Origin of the sequence: Ruegeria sp. HKCCA5763, from assembly GCF_013034545.1 — a bacterium.
GTDB lineage: Bacteria > Pseudomonadota > Alphaproteobacteria > Rhodobacterales > Rhodobacteraceae > Ruegeria.
Map to the genome: position 1 here is coordinate 57,941 of NZ_WQGF01000013.1, position 15,605 is coordinate 73,545.

Consider the following 15,605-nt stretch of genomic DNA (forward strand, 5'->3'; position numbering starts at 1 on the left):
TATGATCGGATTGTTGCGCCTGTTGCTGATCTTGCTGGTGGTCCAGACGATTGCCTATGTGGCGCTGTCTTTCTATTCGCGCGGCATTCGGCGGCGTAAGCTTGAGGACTGGTGGGATAAAAAAGGCAAAACGGGCAACAAAGAAGCCTTTGTCGAACGCGGATTGCATGTGTATGACAATTCGTTCCGGCGTAAACTGATCCTGGGTGTCTATATTGTGCCGTGGGTGGCGATTGGCGCGCTGATCTACATTGTGAATTACATGTGAGGATTTAGGCATGGCCTATGTGAAATGGGCGTTCATTATTATCTTCTGGGGTACGATTGCGGCGGTCTTGCAATACTCATTGCCGCAGCATGACATTGTGCGCATCGTCAATACCTATGAAGAACGGCAGGATCTGAACGACTGGACCCGGATTTTCTGGTCTGAACCCCAGGACCAGTCCGCAAGCCTTGCCAATCGGGACGTGCAGTTCATTCAGGCCGTTCGCGAAAGCGGTAAACCCATCGTCTATCGAAACGAGGATACTGGATGGGGTTGGCCCCCCTATTTCAAGTTCGATACCGCAAACCTGTATACCGAAGCCAATGATGCGAAATCGACCAAAGAGAATCCGAAATGGGTGGTTGTTACTCACTACGGCTGGCGCAACGAGTTTCTGTCGATCTTTCCAAACGCCATCTTCATCAACCATGTAGATGGGCCGGATGCGCGGATTATCCCCTGGTTCAACATCATATTCCTGACGATTTTCGCCGCGGTGGTCTGGGCGATATGGGTGCGCTGGCGCAGGTTCCGGGAGGCCCGGATCGACCCGATGATCGAAAACGTGGAAGACGGGCTGTATGCGGCGGGTGACGCAATTGAAGAACGGCGCACCAGGTTTCGACGCTGGCTGGACAGCTGGAAGTCAAAGTAAAGCGCAAGGGGCGTGCAATCAGCACGCCCTTCCGCCGTCACCTGACTATGAACTCTGCGTGCAGCGCGCCCGCTGCTTTTATGGTTTTCAAAATGTCGATCATGTCCTGAGGCGACACGCCCAGCGCGTTCAATCCAGCAACCACTTCGGACAGAGTTGTCGCCTCGGGGATTTCGGCAAGACCGGTGCCTTCTTCCTCTTCGATGCCAGCGATGGTGCGGGGCACGACCACTGTTTCACCTCTGGCAAACGGGTTGGGTTGCACTGCAATCGGGGCCTCTTGCACTGTTAACGTCAGATTTCCTTGGCCTGCTGGTGGTCAATGGCCCCGGCGGACATGTCACTGTCGATGGCAAGCTGTTTGCCCGGCATCCCGTCCAGGGCAAAACGCGCGCCGACCTCGGCCATCCGGGCCGCACCTTTGGTGATGACCATGAAGTTTACAATCAACAGGACGCCAAACACCACAAGGCCCAGAAAAATACTGCCGCCCATGACGAAATTGGCAAACCCTTCGATCACATCACCCGCCGCGTTTGGGCCGGTATGTCCTTGCCCGATGATCAGTTTTGTCGAGGACACATTCAGCGACAACCGCAGCATAAGGGATGCCAGAAGGATCGTTGGGAAGGACGAAAAATCCAGAGGTCTTTCGATGAACAGGGTCAGTGTGAAAATCAGGATGGCCAAGGCAAACGATGCGGCAAGCCCCACATCCAGCACCCAGGCTGGCATCGGAAGGATCATCATTACGATGACCGTCATCAGAGCCAGTGCCAGAAGAACTGTGGGTGAAAACAGGGATCGGGCGTCGATTTTGGGCACACGAAACTCCTAGTTGAACGCGATAAATGCGGTGGCGGCGCCCGCGGTCGGGACCAAAGAGCCCAATGCCCCACCGTGCTTCACGCTTGACCGCAGGGGGATCAAAGGTGTTCCTGTCCCGGTGAACGGATCGCGTGACATGGCTGCAAGCCGAGGCGAGGTCTCGCCGCTAAGCTGGGCCAGCACGGCCTGAAACCGCCCCGTGTACGCTTTGGCCAGCGATTCCGTACGGGAGTGATAGGCCCCGGCGGCAGCGGGCCACGTGCCAAGCTCGGTATACAGGGCTTTCAGGAAGCGGGCGGCGTAGCTGGCGTTCTCATCGGGGTCGAACATCGCGTCGATCGAGCGGAAGTCTTTTCCGTGCCAGCGGTAGTTGATCTGGAAACAGCCGACATCAAAGCTGCGCGCACCTGCTTTGAAGATCTTGAAAACATGGGCTTTGGCTTCATCTTCGGTCGTGAACCAGTATCCCTGACCTTCGGCGTTGATGGTCCATGGCCAGGGTGAAAAATGCCCCGCCAGTGTACGGCCGGTTTCAACACGTGAGATTGCGCGCAACACGTCCAGAGGCACCCCTTCGGACAAAGCCGCACGTTGCGCGGCTTGATCGCACAGATCCCGTGTATGGGCATTGGGCGCGGCAAACACTGCCTCAGCCAGCGCGCCAAGCAGGAACATGATGAAAAACGAAAGCTTTCGAATTGGCATTCTGCCGGTCCGGGATTCTGAACTGTCCCGGCCAAGCTAGCCAATAATCGGTTTACAGAGGGTTATCGCCGCTTCAGTTTCGATCGATCCTGCGCCCAAAGACAACGCTGGTATTGGTGCGCAGGACGCCGGGAATCTTGGCCAGGTCGTCGACCAGAATGTCCAGATCTTCCAACCGGGGTGCTTCAGCCGAAAGCATAAGGTCGAATTCACCGTTGATTGACAGACACAATTTGACTTCGGGGTAGGCTTCGAGCCGTTTGATGATGCGGGTCGTTTCTTTTTGCTGCACCTCCAGCATGACGATCACCTGAACCTTGGGTGTATCTTCCGTCGCCCCAAGGCGCACGGAATACCCCGTGATGATGCCGCGCTGTTCCATCCGGTTGATCCGCTCATGTACCGTCGTGCGCGCGACGCCCAGTGTGGCTGCGATCTGTGTTGTCGATGCACGCGCATTGGCTTGCAGTGCGGCGATGATGCGACGGTCTAGCTGGTCCATTGGGGCTCCGGTATGCTATGACTCCGGGTTTAGTTCAGATCGAAGCTCTTGCTCAAGGCTCACGCGGGAAGTGCGGGTGCAGGTCGTCAATGACAATTGGATGCACATGCGGGCCTGACCCGGCCAGGTGCGGGTGATCGGGCGGTAAATCCGGATGATCGTGAAGGATCGGTTCCTGATCAAGCCGCGGCCAAAGGCTGATTGCACCTACAACGCCCACCACGGACAATGTCGCCATGCTGCTGAGGGTAACGGTCGGCCCGTACACGGTCATCAGCCATCCTGCCAGTGGGTAAAGAACCAACCAGCAGCCATGCGACAGGGTGAACTGTGCGGCGAACACGGCAGGGCGGTCTTCGGGCTGCGCCGACCGGGTTAATAAGCGGCCCGAAGGTGTGAGCGTTGTGGAATATCCGAAACCTGTAAAGGCCCACAACAGGGTCAGCAGACCCAGTGACAAGGGAACAGTTGCTGCAAGAACCGCAGCGACGGCCATCGATCCTGTAGCAAAAACGGCCCCCGAGAGCATGACGCGACGGTCTTCGATCCGATCCAGAAGGCGAGGCAAAGTAAAGGCTGCCAGCATCGATCCGCCTCCGAACCCGGCCAAGGCTATGGCCACGGCGCTTTCCGACAGGCCCAGATTGGCGCGCACGATGACCACAGTGTTGACGATAACCGTCGAACTCAACGCGGCTGCGCTCCAACTGAGCGAAAGCAACCCACGCAACCGGGGTGTCCTCAGATAAATGCGAATGCCGCGTGTCGTGCGGTCATAAATGCCGCGGGGTTTGGTTGGCCTTGGAGAAGGCAGCCCGACTGAAATCACAAGTAAAGCAGAAGCCAAAAAACCCAATGCAGTGCCCCAGAACAGGCTGTTGAAGCTGACAAGCAGCAGCAGGGTTGCGGCAAACATGGGGCTGAGCAAGCTTTCCATGTCATAAGCCAGGCGCGACAGAGACAACGCGCGTGTGTATTCAGCCTCATCAGGTAACACGTCAGGAATCGTTGCCTGAAAGGCAGGCGTGAATCCCGCCGAGGCTGATTGTAGTACGAAAATCAATACATAGACCTGCCAGACTTCAGTTACAAAAGGCAGGCATACCGCAACAGCAGCGCGGATAAGGTCCAGAAAAACCAGCATTTTGCGACGATCCAGGCGTTCGGCAAATGCGGCCGCCAATGGGGCGACGGTGACATAGGCCACCATCTTGATCGTCAACGCGGTGCCCAGCACAAGGCCAGCGGCGTCCCCTGCCAGTTCAAAAGCAAGCAAACCCAACGCAACCGTGGCCAACCCGGTTCCGGTCAGGGCGACGATCTGGGCGAGGAACAGGTGGCGGTAGGTGCGGTTTCTAAGAATGCTCAGCATGGTTCAAAGGTATTTCGTAATCGTTTTGAAGTCTTCGATCCCGCTGCCACCGTCTTCAGAAGACAGGCAATGGTCGATATGATCATGGATCAAAGCGCGCTTGGCATTGGTGACGGCCCTTTCAACAGCGAAAAGCTGTTGTGCGACGTCTGAACAGGGGGCGTGTTCTTCCAGCATGGCAATGACCTTGGCCAAATGACCGTGGGCGCGTTTCAGCCGGGCCGTGATTTGTGGGTGCGACTCATGTTTGTGATTTGGCATGATTTATCCTTATCCCCCCCTTGAGGATAAAATCAATTGCTTGGTGATGAAATGACCGCGATTTTTGGACGGCGTTGAGTTTATGGACCAAACCGCCTATCTCGGAGGCGAAAGCGCTCAGAGGAATAGTTGCGTGGCGAACCATTTGTACAAAAACGATCTGCCGGACGGGCTGGATTTGGGGCCCATTGTGGCCATTGACTGCGAAACCATGGGGTTGAACCCGCATCGCGACCGCTTGTGCGTGATCCAGATGTCGGGTGGTGACGGCAACAGCCATATTGTTCAGGTTGAACGGGGCCAGACCGCAGCGCCGAACCTGTGCGCCATGCTGGAAAACCCCGACGTGCTTAAGCTGTTCCACTTTGGGCGTTTCGACATTGCCGCGATGTATCACACCTTTGGCGCGTTGGCTGCACCGGTTTACTGCACCAAGATCGCCAGCCGGTTGGTGCGCACTTATACGGACCGGCACGGGCTGAAAAACCTGTGCCAGGAACTGATCGGTGTCGATATCTCGAAACAACAGCAAATGAGCGATTGGGGCGCTGAAACCCTGACGGACGCTCAGTTGGACTATGCGGCATCGGACGTTCTGTACCTGCACCGCCTGCGGGACGAATTGAACAAACGGCTGGCCCGCGAGGACCGGACCGAGATGGCGCAGGCGTGTTTTGATTTCTTGCCAATGCGTGCGAAGCTGGACCTCGCCGGTTGGCCCGAAACGGATATCTTTGCGCACTCATGACCGATACCGAAGCCTTTCTAAGAACTGCCCGACAGGTTGTCACTGATGAAGCCCGCGCCCTTGACGTGCTGGCCGAAAGCCTTGATGAACACTTTGCCGAGGCTGTGCAACTGATCCTGCAAGCAACGGGTCGCATCATTGTCAGCGGGATCGGCAAATCAGGCCATATCGGTCACAAGATTGCTGCGACTCTGGCCAGCACGGGTACGCCGGCCTATTTTGTTCATCCGGCCGAGGCCAGCCATGGCGATCTGGGGATGGTATCCAAGGGCGATGTTGTCCTGGCGATCTCAAACTCGGGCGAGGCTCCGGAACTGGCCAACATGTTGGCATTTACCCGACGCTTTGGCATTCCGCTGATCGGCTTGTCCAGTAAGCCCCAGAGCACGCTTATGAAGCAGGCGGATGTACATCTGCTGATCCCGTCAATGGGTGAGGCATGTGGCTTTGGCATGGTGCCTTCGATCTCGACGACATTGACTTTGGCAATGGGCGATGCGCTGGCGATTGCTTTGATGAAGTACCGGGATTTCAAGCCCGAGAATTTCCGCGACTTCCACCCTGGCGGTAAACTCGGCGCGCAGCTCAGTAAGGTGCGCGACCTGATGCATTCGGATATGCCTGTTGTCGCATCGGGCACTCCGATGAGCGAGGCTTTGCTGGTCATGAGCCAAAAAAGCTTTGGTGTCGTTGGTGTTACCGATGACGCAGGCCGTCTGCTGGGCATTGTCACCGATGGCGATTTGCGTCGTAACATGGACGGGCTGTTGGACAAGAGCACGCAAGATGTCATGACCCGTGATCCGATGACCATTGCTCCCAACGCACTGGCCGAAGAAGCGGTCGCGATCATGAATGATCGCAAGATCACTTCGCTGTTTGTGGTCGACCCCGAGGCGGATGGACAAGCACAGGGCTTGTTGCATATCCACGATTGTTTGCGCGTCGGTCTGGGCTGAGGGGGGGGGCGAAGTGGACAGATATTCCCGCATGGTGCAGTTCCTGAAGGTCCTGTTGCCGCTTGCGGCCATCGTCTTGCTGTCCACTGTCTTTCTGCTGTCCCGCAGCATCGAAACAAATGTGTCAGTGCCTTTCGCGCAAAATGACATTGATGAACGGCTGGCGCAGCAAGTCGTGACCCAGCCAAATTACCAGGGTACAACCCGCAAAGGCGAAGATGTGCAAATTGAAGCCACGCAGGCCACCCAAGGCAGCGAAGGGTCAACTCCGGCAGCGTCTGAATTCCGCGGCCGGTTTGGTTTACTGAATGGCGGAACGATCACATTGGATTCCAACTCTGGGTTAATTCGTCCGGATGAGGGCACGGCCACCTTTGTCGGCGACGTGGTGATCACCACAGCGGATGGTCTTCAGGTCACAACAGATCTGCTCAACACGTCGCTGGACGAAATTCGCGGCGACACACCGGGGCAGGTGAACGGAACCGGGCCGATCGGCAACTTTTCCGCCGGGCGCATGACCTTTGGAACTGAAAAAAAGGATGGTCCCGTCCATATTGTTTTTACAGATGGCGTGAAGCTGATATACGAGCCTGAAAAGGCAGAAAGATAACCTGTGTTCGATTTTCGTTTTGTTCCTCTGTGTCTCGCTGTAATTGTGGGTGCCGGGTCCGCGACTGCGCAAGAAGCGCAGGTGGCCTTTGGTTCTGCGAATGCCGACCCAAGTCTGCCGGTCGAGGTGACGTCTGAAACGCTGAATGTGAACCAGGAAGACGGCTCTGCCGAGTTCCTTGGAGATGTCATCGTTGTACAGGGTGAAATGCGGCTGACAGCTGAACGGGTTTTGGTGATCTACAATCAGGAACGCTCGGCCATCGAACGGATGGAGGCAAGCGAAAACGTGGTTCTGGTCAGCCCACCTGACGCTGCTGAAGGCGATTGGGCAGAATACACAATCGACTCGGGCGTGATCGTGATGAAGGGGAACGTCCTTCTGACACAGGGCCCCAGTGTTATCAGCGGCGATCAGATGAACGCCAATCTGACGACGGGTACCGCAACGATGACAGGGCGTGTCAAAACGATCTTGCAGCAGGGCAACAACTGATGGCGCGCCCCGAGCTTTCTGTGGCCGAGGGCAGTTCAGGCCTACGTATCGAGAAGCTGCGAAAGTCTTATCGGAAAAAGACGGTTATCCGAGAGGTTTCCATGACACTGGACCGGTCCGAGGTCGTGGCGCTGCTGGGACCAAACGGATCGGGTAAAACCACAACTTTCTATTCCGTGGCGGGTCTTGTGTTTCCCGAGGCGGGTAAAGTGACAATCGACGGCCAGAATGTCACGACCTTGCCGATGTATCGGCGCGCTCGAATGGGGATCGGCTATCTGCCACAGGAAATGTCGATTTTCCGCGGGATGAGCGTCGAGGACAACATCGCCGCCGTTCTGGACATCACTGTCGCACACGCCCATCGGCGCAAAGAGCGGCTGGAAGAACTGCTGTCTGATTTCTCTATCGAGCATTTGCGCCGGGCCCCGGCCTTGGCGCTTTCGGGTGGTGAGCGCCGCCGTGTCGAGATCGCGCGCTGTTTGGCAGCAGATCCGAAATATCTGCTCTTGGACGAACCCTTTGCAGGCGTCGACCCGATCAGTGTCGGGGATATTCGGCATCTGGTGGCTGACCTGAAAAAACGGGGAATCGGTGTTCTGATCACAGATCACAACGTCCGGGAAACGCTGGAAATTGTGGATCGCGCCTATATCCTGCATGATGGCCAGGTGCTGATGTCTGGCACACCTGATGAAGTTGTCGAAAACGAGAATGTGCGTCGGGTCTATTTGGGCGAAAACTTCCGTATTTCATAGGGTTGTGCTGAATGGCATCCGGTTCACGACGGAAATCGCGTATATACACGCCTGTTTTGATTGACTCTTCCTTCGTCTCTTGCCTCAATTGGTCTATGGCATTTACTCGGTTCCAGTCTGGATCTCGATGTCCCTTCTTCGAAGGGCAGGTTTTAAGGCAACCGCAGAAAATGTCGCGACCCCCCACCCGATAAAAACAAGTTCGTCGCGGACTGCGACGTCAGAATGGGTGTGAATTGTGAAGGAGATCACATGCGTTACCAAATCAGCGGAAAACAGATCGACATCGGCGCGGCCCTGCAGACACACGTGCAGACCGAGCTGGGCGAGGTTGTGGGCAAATATGCTCAGCGGCCAACAGATGCCAACGTCGTCTTTTCCCGTTCAGCGCATGAATATGTATGCGAAACAACTGTGCATCTGTCGACGGGCCTTACCGCCCAGGCCAAGGCGCACGCAACTGAGATTTATGCAGCATTCGAGGCATGCTGTGACAAGATGGAAACCCAACTGCGCCGCTATAAGCGCCGACTGAAGGATCACCACAAGGACCGTTCAGAGCCGGTTGAACTCTTTGGTGCGTCCTCTTATATCCTCGCCTCTGACGAATCGGACACGGCAAACGAACCCGAATCGCTGCAGCCCATGATTGTGGCTGAGATGGAGACGAAAATTCCGTCTCTGAGCGTTGGGGAAGCCGTGATGCAAATGGAACTTGCTGGCGCTCCGGTGCTGGTGTTCAGGAATGAGAACAAGGATGGATTGAACGTTGTCTACCGTCGCGATGACGGTAACATCGGCTGGATCGATCCGTAACAGGCAAGAAAACGGGACCGCACCCGCCAAGGCGGGTGCCGTTCCATGGAGCGTGATCATGGAGCTTTCGAGCATTCTCAAGCCCGAGGCAGTACGTGTACTCTCGGCCGCTTCCAGCAAGAAGCGGTTGTTTCAGGAAATCGGCGACGTCGCCGCCGCGACCCGGAGCCTTGATGCTCAGGCCGTCGTTGATTGCCTGCTTGAGCGCGAAAGCCTTGGCCCCACTGGCGTTGGGCATGGTGTGGCTTTGCCGCATGCGCGCCTGGCCGGGCTTGAAGCGGTTTCGGGCGTGTTTGTCATGCTGGAAAAACCCATCGATTTCGGGTCGGTTGATCGACAGCCTGTAGACATCGCTTTTGCGCTGTTTGCGCCGGAAGAGGCGGGCGTGGATCATCTCAAGGCGCTGGCATTGGTGTCGCGCACGTTGCGAGATACTTCGGTCTGCACCAAGCTGCGAGCGAACCCAGATCCGGTTAAGCTCTATGCGATATTGACCGAAGCTCAATCTATGCAAGCTGCTTAAAAGACTAAAAAAGCCCCCGTTTTCCGGGGGCTTTTTTAGGCAGATCTGGATCAGCCGCCGGATCCCATTTCCAGCGTCCACCAGATTTTTCCACCGCTTTCCTGATGCCAGGCGAACCCCATCTGGGTTGCCTTAGGGTCCATGATGACAGCGCGCGGTCCCGGTTCTTGCATCCAGGCTGCCAGTGTCTCGGTCTCGGTCTCGTAGGTTTCGGAAATGGCCTCGCCCAGAAATGTGCCGAAATACCCGACCCGCGCGGCCCGATCGATCGGCGAAGAACCATCTGACCCAAAGTGCCAGGGCCGGTTTTGTCGGGCCATATCCTTGGAATGCGTTGCTGCCGCCGCGTTAAGCTGAGAGTTCAACTGCACTGCCTGCAGACCCTGAGCCTGCCGCAGAGCGTTGACCGAATCCAACATACGGAACTGCAGCTTTTCCGGGTTGCCGCGAATCTTGTAAACCGTCGGCAAGGGGCGGCCATCTGCGCCAATGGCCGTGGTGCGGGTGTCAGTACATGCCGCAAGTGCGACAAAGCAAATCAACAGTAAAGAAACGATACGCGTCATGATCGACCTGATAATTGTGTTGTCACCCGGCATAGCGTGCCTGACTGCGCTGAGCAAACGTACATTCGTCATTACTCGCGTGATTCTGCCGGTTTGGTTTGCGACTGAAGCATTCTCGCAATAGAATAGGCCAGATTTCAGAACTCTCCAGAACACAGGACCCATTGTCATGGACAAAAAGCGTTTTCTGTCGCCCACACGCCGGGGGTTTCTGACCGGTGCTACCGCGTCGTTGGCGTCTCCGGCGCTGGCCCAGTACATTCCGGGTGATCCGCTGCGCCCCGCGCCTGAACCCGAGCCGCCCGTGCGTCGCAACGTGTCCGGTTTCCGGGCTTTGGACTGGCAGCCGTATTTCTCGAACACCAGAAACGGCGCTATTCTGGTCGATACCGTGTCTCGCGCGCTGCATTATTGGTCAGATGATCAATCCGTATACAAACTCTATCCATCTTCGGTGCCTTTAACCGAAGAGATGACCCGTCGCGGGCGCACCAGCGTGATCCGCAAAGTTGAAGGCCCCAGTTGGTCGCCGACACCGTCGATGAAGAGAAGAAATCCGGAATGGCCCGACTATATCCCGCCGGGGCCAGATAACCCTCTGGGAACGCACGCTTTATATCTGGGCTGGAAATATTATCGCATTCACGGCACCCACGATACGCGCAAAATTGGGCGACGTTCGTCGAATGGCTGTATTGGCCTCTTCAACGATGATATTGCTGAACTGTTTTCTATGGCGAAGGTCGGCACGCAAGTGTTGCTAATTTGACGACATTTTCCTTCGCGAAGCCGCTTAGCGCTCAAGTTGCAATTGCAATCCAGCGCCAATGCTGATTAGAAAAAAACACGAGGTAAGTCTTAGGTGCGCGGTTCCGGGCATTGGAACCGTGCAAATTCTGGAGGTTAATATGAAAAAACTCGTTCTCGCCGCAGCTCTGACCGCCGCAGCTTCGACCGCATACGCTGGCAACCTGGAAGAGCCGGTTGTTGAAGCACCTGTTGTTGTTGAAGAAACTCAAGGTTCGTCGCAGGGCATCATCCTGCCGCTGATCCTGCTGGTTGTTGTTGCTGCTGCTGTTGCTGCAAGCTAAGCCAACACGGAATTCTTGAAAAAGGCGGTGGAGCAATCCACCGCCTTTTTTATTTCCGACTGTTTGTCTCGGCCCTCGGGGATTCATTGTTGAACGAATCGCCCGTCCACCGTGGCGATCGCCCGAGCGAAATTATTCCAGCCAACCGCGCAGGTTATCTTCGACCACCTTCCCAAGGGCCGCTATGTGCGCATCGTCGTCGTTCAGGCATGGAATATAGGTGAAGGTCTCGCCTCCCGCCTCTTCAAAGCTTTCCTTGATCTCTTCGTTGATCTCTTCCAGCGTTTCGATGCAATCGGCTGAGAACGCGGGCGCGATGACGGCAATGTTTTTCTTACCCTGCTTTGCCAGATCCGCCACGTGATCCACGGTGTAAGGCTTCAGCCATTCCTCGGGACCGAATCGAGATTGGAAGGTCGAAACCAGTTGATCATCCGACCAGCCCAACCGCTCTTTCAGCAGACGTGATGTCTTGGCGCACTGGCAGTGATAGGGATCGCCTTGCTGAAGATAGCGATCTGGCATTCCGTGGTACGAACAGACCAGAATGTCGGGTTTTGTCTCCATTGCCGCATAGGCGCGCTCGACAGATTGCGCCAGCGCGTCGATGTAACTGGCCTGGTCGAAATAGGCGGGCACAGTGCGAGATGCTGGTTGCCAGGCCTCTTCCATCAACGCACGGAAGAACTGGTCATTGGCTGTGGCCGTCGTTGCGCCTGCGTATTGCGGGTAGAGCGGGAAGAACAGAATGCGGTCACACCCTGCCGCCACCATTTCACGTACCTTGGACTTGGTTGAAGGGTTGCCATATCGCATACAAAAATCGACCATCACCTGATCGCCATAGCGGTCATGCATCGCCGCCTTAAGCTTGGCGGTCTGATCCTTGGTGATCGTCATCAAAGGGCTTTCGCCTTTGTCGTGATTCCAGATCGATTTATAAGCTTCGCCTGAGCTAAAAGGCCGTTTGCTTAGGATTATGGCCTGCAGAATCGGCTGCCATTTCCATTTCGGATAGTCGATGACGCGCTGGTCCGACAGAAACTCGTTCAGATAACGGCGCATCGGCCAATATGTATAGTCATCCGGTGTACCCAGATTTGCCAGCAGAATGCCGACGCGGCCCATCCTGATCTTGGGATGATCCGTAGGAGCGTGTGCAGGGCGGATAGCGTCGAACATATGGGACTTCCTAAATTTCTTATGGTCCGGCCTGAGATAAGGGGATTTATCCGCACGTCAATCAGGCAGTTTGCCCTCGGTGGTGCGCAAGGCGTCAGCCAGACGGGCTTGGGCCGATCCTGGGCGCAGGGGTTTGGGTTGGCTATCGTGCGGCGACCAACCGGTCAGACAGATCAATTCGAAAGTGGCGGTCAAGCGGCCTGAGTCGGTCGAAAAGTGATCCGCATAGATACGTTGTGCGGCCTCGAACACGGTCCGTCTGGTCGGGCGTTTTAGCCGTGCAGACAAAGCGTTGGTTTCGCCCATATGGCGCAGATCGCGCATCAGATGCCAAATGTCGCGGTATTCCGCCGTCAGAGGTATCGAATCCGCCACGGGCAAGGCCAGACCTGCCCGTTGTAGCAGCCCGCCCAGATCTCTCAGCTCGGCCATTGGTGCGACACGGGGGCTCAGCCCGCCTGTACTTTCGACTTCGGCTTGCCCCAAAGCCGCGCGCAGTTCGTGAAGTGTTTCGCCGCCCAAACATAAGACCAGCAAAAGCCCGTCAGGTTGCAGCGACCTGTGGCATTGAATCAGCTGCCCAACCGGATCATTGGCGCAATGCAGGGCCATCGCGTGGATGACCAGATCATGGGCGCCGGGCTGCAGTGGCAGAACGTCGTCATCCTGGACCAAGGTAGCTCCCGAAAAAATGCCGTCCCAAAGCTGTGGAAACGGGCTCACGATCGCAGGCGCTGTAAAGGCTTTGTTAACTATAGAGAGCCGATCCTGCGCCTCGTCAATCGCGGCGCGATGCAGGAAGAAGGCGTCATCCTGTGCACGTCCGCGGTGGCGCAGGATAGTTTTGCGATCAAACAGAGAGGGTGCGTTGGACTCGGGCAACTTCATAGCTCGCAAGTATCGCATCGCGCGGCGGATTCAAACCGCACTCGCACTGATTTACCCGCCTCGTTGTATGGGATGCGGCGCGCTTACCGCGTCAGATTTTGGCCTGTGCGGGGCGTGTTGGCGCGAAACGCCCTTTATTGGAGGCACCGTATGCGAAAGCTGCGGAGTGCCGCTGATGGGCACACAGGATGGGTATCGGATCGAGTGTGACGGCTGCCTAAAAGCCCCGCCGCCCTGGAAGGCTGGCAGATCAGCGTTGCTGTATGATGGAAAGGCGCGTGCGCTGATCCTGGCTTTGAAACATGGCGACCGGCCCGAGCTAGCCCGCCCGGCAGCGCGTTGGATGGCGCAGGCAGGGCATGAGCTGTTGCGACCGGATATGGTGATTGCCCCTGTGCCGCTGCATTGGTCCCGTCTACTCAAACGGCGTTACAATCAATCGGCCCTGTTGGCGCAGCACCTGGGTCAGGACAGTGGGCTGGACTGTGTGCCGGACCTGCTGGTGCGAAAAAGACGGACACCGGTTCTGGATGGCAAAACGGCGCAAGAACGGGCCGAGATCCTGAAAGATGCGATTCGCATCCACCCGCGCAGGGTACAGCATCTGAACGACCGGGACGTGTTGCTAGTGGATGACGTGATGACATCTGGCGCAACACTGGCGGCCTGCGCCCGTGTATGCCAGGATGCAGGAGCAAATCATATTTTCGTGTTGGCTCTAGCGCGCGTTGCCAAGGATGCCTAATTCGCCCAAGATTGCGCGAAACCCAAAGGGAACGGAAAATGAAGCCGGTAGAAATTTATACCTCGCCGCTATGCGGTTTTTGTCATGCGGCCAAACGTCTGCTGAAACAGAAAGGCGTTGAATTCAAAGAAGTCGACGTGCTGATGCATCCCAAACGCAAACCCGAGATGATCAAACGGGCCGGTGGCAAGCGCACGGTGCCGCAGATCTTCATCGGAACACAGCATGTAGGCGGCTGTGACGATCTGTATGAACTGGAACGTCAGGGCAAGCTCGACCGGTTGCTGGCGGCCTGATGAAGACCGCGCTGCTGCAGATCACCTCGTCGGACGATCCGGCCGAAAATCTGAACACGGTGCGCGCCATGATGGCCGAGGCGGCTGGGCAAGGCGCGCGGTTTGTTTTGACGCCTGAGGTTACGAACTGTGTTTCGACCAGCACAACGCGGCAGCGCGAGGTTCTGCAGCATGAAGAAGACGACATCACCCTGGCGGGCTTGCGCGAAGAGGCCGCCAGACTGGGTGTGTGGCTTTTGATCGGTTCGCTGGGGATTAAAACCCATGACACGGATGGACGCTTTGCCAACCGGTGCTTCATGATCGACCCGCAGGGTCAGGTCGTGGCGCGCTATGACAAAATCCATATGTTTGACGTGCAGGTTTCCGAATCCGAGACCTTCCGCGAATCGAAGAACTACCGCCCGGGCGAGAAAGCCGTGATTGCCGAGACCGATTTTGGCAAGGTGGGGCTGACCATCTGTTACGATATCCGCTTCCCCAATTTGCACGCTGCTCTGGCGCAGGCGGGGGCACGCATCCTGACGGTTCCAGCGGCGTTTTCGCCTGTCACAGGGGCCGCGCATTGGGAATCGCTGTTGCGCGCCCGCGCGATCGAGACCGGGTGTTGGGTGCTGGCTCCGGCACAGACCGGAGAACATCCCAAGACGCGCGGAAAAACCCGCTACACGCACGGCCACAGCATGGTTGTCGCCCCGTGGGGGGAGGTGCTGATCGACGCAGGTACCGATCCGGGCATTCACATTTTCGATTTGGATGATAGTTCTGTGACAGAGGCGCGCCGACGTGTGCCCTCTTTGACGCATGTGCGGCCTTTCGACAGGCCCTGATCCAGAACCGGACTTATGACGGACGAAAAAAATGCCCTGGCGGTCACGCTGTTCAGCGAGATTCTGACTGCAGACCAATTGTTGCGCAACCGGCTGAGCCGGGTGCTGCCCAAGGGCATGGAAATCTCGCATTTCTCGGTGCTGAACCATCTGGTGTTTGTGGGGGATGAGCGGACCCCGGCGCAACTGGCCAGCACCTTCCACGTCACGCGTGGAGCCATGACAAACACCTTGGCCAAGCTGGAATGGGCCGGATACATCCACATCCGCCCCGACTGGGACGACGCCCGCCGCAAGATGGTGGCGATCAGCCCCGCCGGTCGGCGGGCACGGGATCAGGCGATTTCGTCGATTGCCCCGCTGATCAACCGCGTGGTCGGAGAACTGGGGCTGGAGCGCGTCCGCAGCACGCTGCCGGTGTTGAGGGATTTACGGTTGCAGTTGGAGGGAGAGTAGGGGTAGACGCTTTCCAATTTTCGACGTCCGTCAGTTTCTAGTTTTAAG

The 15,605-nt window shown here is 56.8% G+C and carries 22 protein-coding genes and 2 pseudogenes; 15 read left to right on the plus strand and 9 right to left on the minus strand.

Annotated elements, in window-relative coordinates; translation table 11 throughout:
* Position 1 precedes the first annotated feature (1 nt).
* Both GOV89_RS19175 and GOV89_RS19180 read left to right on the plus strand, forming a co-directional pair.
* The gene (locus GOV89_RS19175) at positions 2-268 is read left to right on the plus strand and encodes a hypothetical protein (RefSeq protein ID WP_171181087.1); all 267 of its coding nucleotides are present in this window, start codon (positions 2-4) and stop codon (positions 266-268) included.
* A gap of 10 nt (positions 269-278) precedes the next feature.
* Positions 279-923, plus strand: coding sequence for a DUF1523 family protein (locus GOV89_RS19180; protein WP_171181089.1), 645 nt, complete (start codon positions 279-281; stop codon positions 921-923).
* Between the two features lie 37 nt (positions 924-960).
* Here the strand turns inward: GOV89_RS19180 and GOV89_RS19185 are convergent.
* The 6 genes and pseudogenes from GOV89_RS19185 to GOV89_RS19210 form a co-directional block, all read right to left on the minus strand.
* A pseudogene (locus tag GOV89_RS19185) lies at positions 961-1,230 on the minus strand (flagellar basal body P-ring protein FlgI); the annotation flags it as partial.
* A pseudogene (locus tag GOV89_RS19190) lies at positions 1,224-1,748 on the minus strand (FHIPEP family type III secretion protein); the annotation flags it as partial. The pseudogenes GOV89_RS19185 and GOV89_RS19190, both read right to left, overlap by 7 nt.
* 9 nt (positions 1,749-1,757) lie before the next feature.
* Positions 1,758-2,456 carry a transglycosylase SLT domain-containing protein gene (locus tag GOV89_RS19195; protein WP_171181096.1) on the minus strand — a complete coding sequence of 233 codons (699 nt, stop codon included), beginning with the start codon at positions 2,454-2,456 and terminating at the stop codon, positions 1,758-1,760.
* A 73-nt stretch (positions 2,457-2,529) separates the two neighbouring features.
* The gene (locus tag GOV89_RS19200; RefSeq protein ID WP_171181099.1) at positions 2,530-2,958 is read right to left on the minus strand and encodes an Lrp/AsnC family transcriptional regulator; all 429 of its coding nucleotides are present in this window, start codon (positions 2,956-2,958) and stop codon (positions 2,530-2,532) included.
* Positions 2,959-3,010: 52 nt separating this feature from the next.
* Entirely contained in the window at positions 3,011-4,330 is a 1,320-nt protein-coding gene (locus tag GOV89_RS19205; protein WP_171181100.1) for an MFS transporter, read from the minus strand.
* Positions 4,331-4,333: 3 nt separating this feature from the next.
* Complete coding sequence (locus tag GOV89_RS19210) at positions 4,334-4,591, minus strand: metal-sensing transcriptional repressor (protein ID WP_171181110.1); 258 nt, start codon at positions 4,589-4,591, stop codon at positions 4,334-4,336.
* A gap of 133 nt (positions 4,592-4,724) precedes the next feature.
* Between GOV89_RS19210 and GOV89_RS19215 the strand changes: the two genes are divergently transcribed.
* The 7 genes from GOV89_RS19215 (at position 4,725) to GOV89_RS19245 (ending at position 9,503) form a co-directional block, all read left to right on the plus strand.
* Entirely contained in the window at positions 4,725-5,339 is a 615-nt protein-coding gene (locus GOV89_RS19215; RefSeq protein WP_171181112.1) for a ribonuclease D, read from the plus strand.
* Positions 5,336-6,298 (plus strand): SIS domain-containing protein, encoded by a 963-nt coding sequence (locus tag GOV89_RS19220; RefSeq protein WP_171181114.1) that lies wholly within the window; start codon positions 5,336-5,338, stop codon positions 6,296-6,298. The genes GOV89_RS19215 and GOV89_RS19220 overlap by 4 nt, the downstream gene beginning before the upstream one ends.
* Before the next feature lie 13 nt (positions 6,299-6,311).
* The gene (lptC, locus tag GOV89_RS19225) at positions 6,312-6,911 is read left to right on the plus strand and encodes an LPS export ABC transporter periplasmic protein LptC (protein WP_171181116.1); all 600 of its coding nucleotides are present in this window, start codon (positions 6,312-6,314) and stop codon (positions 6,909-6,911) included.
* A gap of 3 nt (positions 6,912-6,914) precedes the next feature.
* Positions 6,915-7,406, plus strand: coding sequence for an LptA/OstA family protein (locus GOV89_RS19230; protein ID WP_171181118.1), 492 nt, complete (start codon positions 6,915-6,917; stop codon positions 7,404-7,406).
* Positions 7,406-8,164, plus strand: a complete 759-nt coding sequence (lptB, locus tag GOV89_RS19235; RefSeq protein ID WP_171181120.1) for an LPS export ABC transporter ATP-binding protein — start codon at positions 7,406-7,408, stop codon at positions 8,162-8,164. Before GOV89_RS19230 ends, lptB begins: the two co-directional genes overlap by 1 nt.
* Before the next feature lie 252 nt (positions 8,165-8,416).
* A complete protein-coding gene (hpf, locus tag GOV89_RS19240) occupies positions 8,417-8,980 on the plus strand; it encodes a ribosome hibernation-promoting factor, HPF/YfiA family (protein WP_171181122.1) in 564 nt (187 codons plus the stop codon).
* Positions 8,981-9,038: 58 nt separating this feature from the next.
* Positions 9,039-9,503 carry a PTS sugar transporter subunit IIA gene (locus GOV89_RS19245; protein WP_171181242.1) on the plus strand — a complete coding sequence of 155 codons (465 nt, stop codon included), beginning with the start codon at positions 9,039-9,041 and terminating at the stop codon, positions 9,501-9,503.
* 50 nt (positions 9,504-9,553) lie between these two features.
* On the opposite strand, the gene GOV89_RS19250 is transcribed toward GOV89_RS19245, so the two are convergent.
* Complete coding sequence (locus GOV89_RS19250) at positions 9,554-10,069, minus strand: CAP domain-containing protein (RefSeq protein WP_171181124.1); 516 nt, start codon at positions 10,067-10,069, stop codon at positions 9,554-9,556.
* 169 nt (positions 10,070-10,238) lie between these two features.
* Between GOV89_RS19250 and GOV89_RS19255 the strand changes: the two genes are divergently transcribed.
* Both GOV89_RS19255 and GOV89_RS19260 read left to right on the plus strand, forming a co-directional pair.
* Complete coding sequence (locus GOV89_RS19255) at positions 10,239-10,838, plus strand: L,D-transpeptidase (protein ID WP_171181126.1); 600 nt, start codon at positions 10,239-10,241, stop codon at positions 10,836-10,838.
* 139 nt (positions 10,839-10,977) lie between these two features.
* Entirely contained in the window at positions 10,978-11,160 is a 183-nt protein-coding gene (locus GOV89_RS19260) for a hypothetical protein (protein ID WP_010442520.1), read from the plus strand.
* Positions 11,161-11,292: 132 nt separating this feature from the next.
* Here the strand turns inward: GOV89_RS19260 and hemH are convergent, their stop codons facing one another.
* A complete protein-coding gene (gene hemH, locus GOV89_RS19265) occupies positions 11,293-12,342 on the minus strand; it encodes a ferrochelatase (protein WP_171181128.1) in 1,050 nt (349 codons plus the stop codon).
* Positions 12,343-12,399: 57 nt separating this feature from the next.
* Positions 12,400-13,230, minus strand: coding sequence for a methyltransferase domain-containing protein (locus tag GOV89_RS19270; RefSeq protein ID WP_171238832.1), 831 nt, complete (start codon positions 13,228-13,230; stop codon positions 12,400-12,402).
* 16 nt (positions 13,231-13,246) lie between these two features.
* On the opposite strand from GOV89_RS19270, the gene GOV89_RS19275 reads away from it, so the two are divergent.
* The 4 genes from GOV89_RS19275 to GOV89_RS19290 are packed head-to-tail and all read left to right on the plus strand — an operon-like array spanning position 13,247 to position 15,557.
* Positions 13,247-13,975, plus strand: a complete 729-nt coding sequence (locus GOV89_RS19275) for a ComF family protein (RefSeq protein ID WP_171238835.1) — start codon at positions 13,247-13,249, stop codon at positions 13,973-13,975.
* Between the two features lie 38 nt (positions 13,976-14,013).
* Entirely contained in the window at positions 14,014-14,271 is a 258-nt protein-coding gene (gene grxC / locus GOV89_RS19280; RefSeq protein WP_171181132.1) for a glutaredoxin 3, read from the plus strand.
* Complete coding sequence (locus GOV89_RS19285) at positions 14,271-15,101, plus strand: carbon-nitrogen hydrolase family protein (RefSeq protein ID WP_171181134.1); 831 nt, start codon at positions 14,271-14,273, stop codon at positions 15,099-15,101. Before grxC ends, GOV89_RS19285 begins: the two co-directional genes overlap by 1 nt.
* Before the next feature lie 15 nt (positions 15,102-15,116).
* Positions 15,117-15,557 carry a MarR family winged helix-turn-helix transcriptional regulator gene (locus GOV89_RS19290; RefSeq protein WP_170334681.1) on the plus strand — a complete coding sequence of 147 codons (441 nt, stop codon included), beginning with the start codon at positions 15,117-15,119 and terminating at the stop codon, positions 15,555-15,557.
* Positions 15,558-15,605 lie beyond the last annotated feature (48 nt).

Bases quoted from the DNA above. Each gene is read 5' to 3' on its own strand.
- GOV89_RS19180 (WP_171181089.1), top strand. From the start codon at position 279: ATGGCCTATGTGAAATGGGCGTTCATTATTATCTTCTGGGGTACGATT.
- GOV89_RS19220 (WP_171181114.1), top strand. From the start codon at position 5,336: ATGACCGATACCGAAGCCTTTCTAAGAACTGCCCGACAGGTTGTCACT.
- GOV89_RS19195 (WP_171181096.1), bottom strand. From the start codon at position 2,456: ATGCCAATTCGAAAGCTTTCGTTTTTCATCATGTTCCTGCTTGGCGCG.
- GOV89_RS19210 (WP_171181110.1), bottom strand. From the start codon at position 4,591: ATGCCAAATCACAAACATGAGTCGCACCCACAAATCACGGCCCGGCTG.
- GOV89_RS19270 (WP_171238832.1), bottom strand. From the start codon at position 13,230: ATGAAGTTGCCCGAGTCCAACGCACCCTCTCTGTTTGATCGCAAAACT.
- lptB (WP_171181120.1), top strand. From the start codon at position 7,406: ATGGCGCGCCCCGAGCTTTCTGTGGCCGAGGGCAGTTCAGGCCTACGT.
- GOV89_RS19245 (WP_171181242.1), top strand. From the start codon at position 9,039: ATGGAGCTTTCGAGCATTCTCAAGCCCGAGGCAGTACGTGTACTCTCG.
- GOV89_RS19290 (WP_170334681.1), top strand. From the start codon at position 15,117: ATGACGGACGAAAAAAATGCCCTGGCGGTCACGCTGTTCAGCGAGATT.
- GOV89_RS19255 (WP_171181126.1), top strand. From the start codon at position 10,239: ATGGACAAAAAGCGTTTTCTGTCGCCCACACGCCGGGGGTTTCTGACC.
- GOV89_RS19200 (WP_171181099.1), bottom strand. From the start codon at position 2,958: ATGGACCAGCTAGACCGTCGCATCATCGCCGCACTGCAAGCCAATGCG.
- hemH (WP_171181128.1), bottom strand. From the start codon at position 12,342: ATGTTCGACGCTATCCGCCCTGCACACGCTCCTACGGATCATCCCAAG.
- GOV89_RS19175 (WP_171181087.1), top strand. From the start codon at position 2: ATGATCGGATTGTTGCGCCTGTTGCTGATCTTGCTGGTGGTCCAGACG.
- GOV89_RS19250 (WP_171181124.1), bottom strand. From the start codon at position 10,069: ATGACGCGTATCGTTTCTTTACTGTTGATTTGCTTTGTCGCACTTGCG.
- GOV89_RS19205 (WP_171181100.1), bottom strand. From the start codon at position 4,330: ATGCTGAGCATTCTTAGAAACCGCACCTACCGCCACCTGTTCCTCGCC.
- GOV89_RS19260 (WP_010442520.1), top strand. From the start codon at position 10,978: ATGAAAAAACTCGTTCTCGCCGCAGCTCTGACCGCCGCAGCTTCGACC.
- GOV89_RS19285 (WP_171181134.1), top strand. From the start codon at position 14,271: ATGAAGACCGCGCTGCTGCAGATCACCTCGTCGGACGATCCGGCCGAA.
- hpf (WP_171181122.1), top strand. From the start codon at position 8,417: ATGCGTTACCAAATCAGCGGAAAACAGATCGACATCGGCGCGGCCCTG.
- grxC (WP_171181132.1), top strand. From the start codon at position 14,014: ATGAAGCCGGTAGAAATTTATACCTCGCCGCTATGCGGTTTTTGTCAT.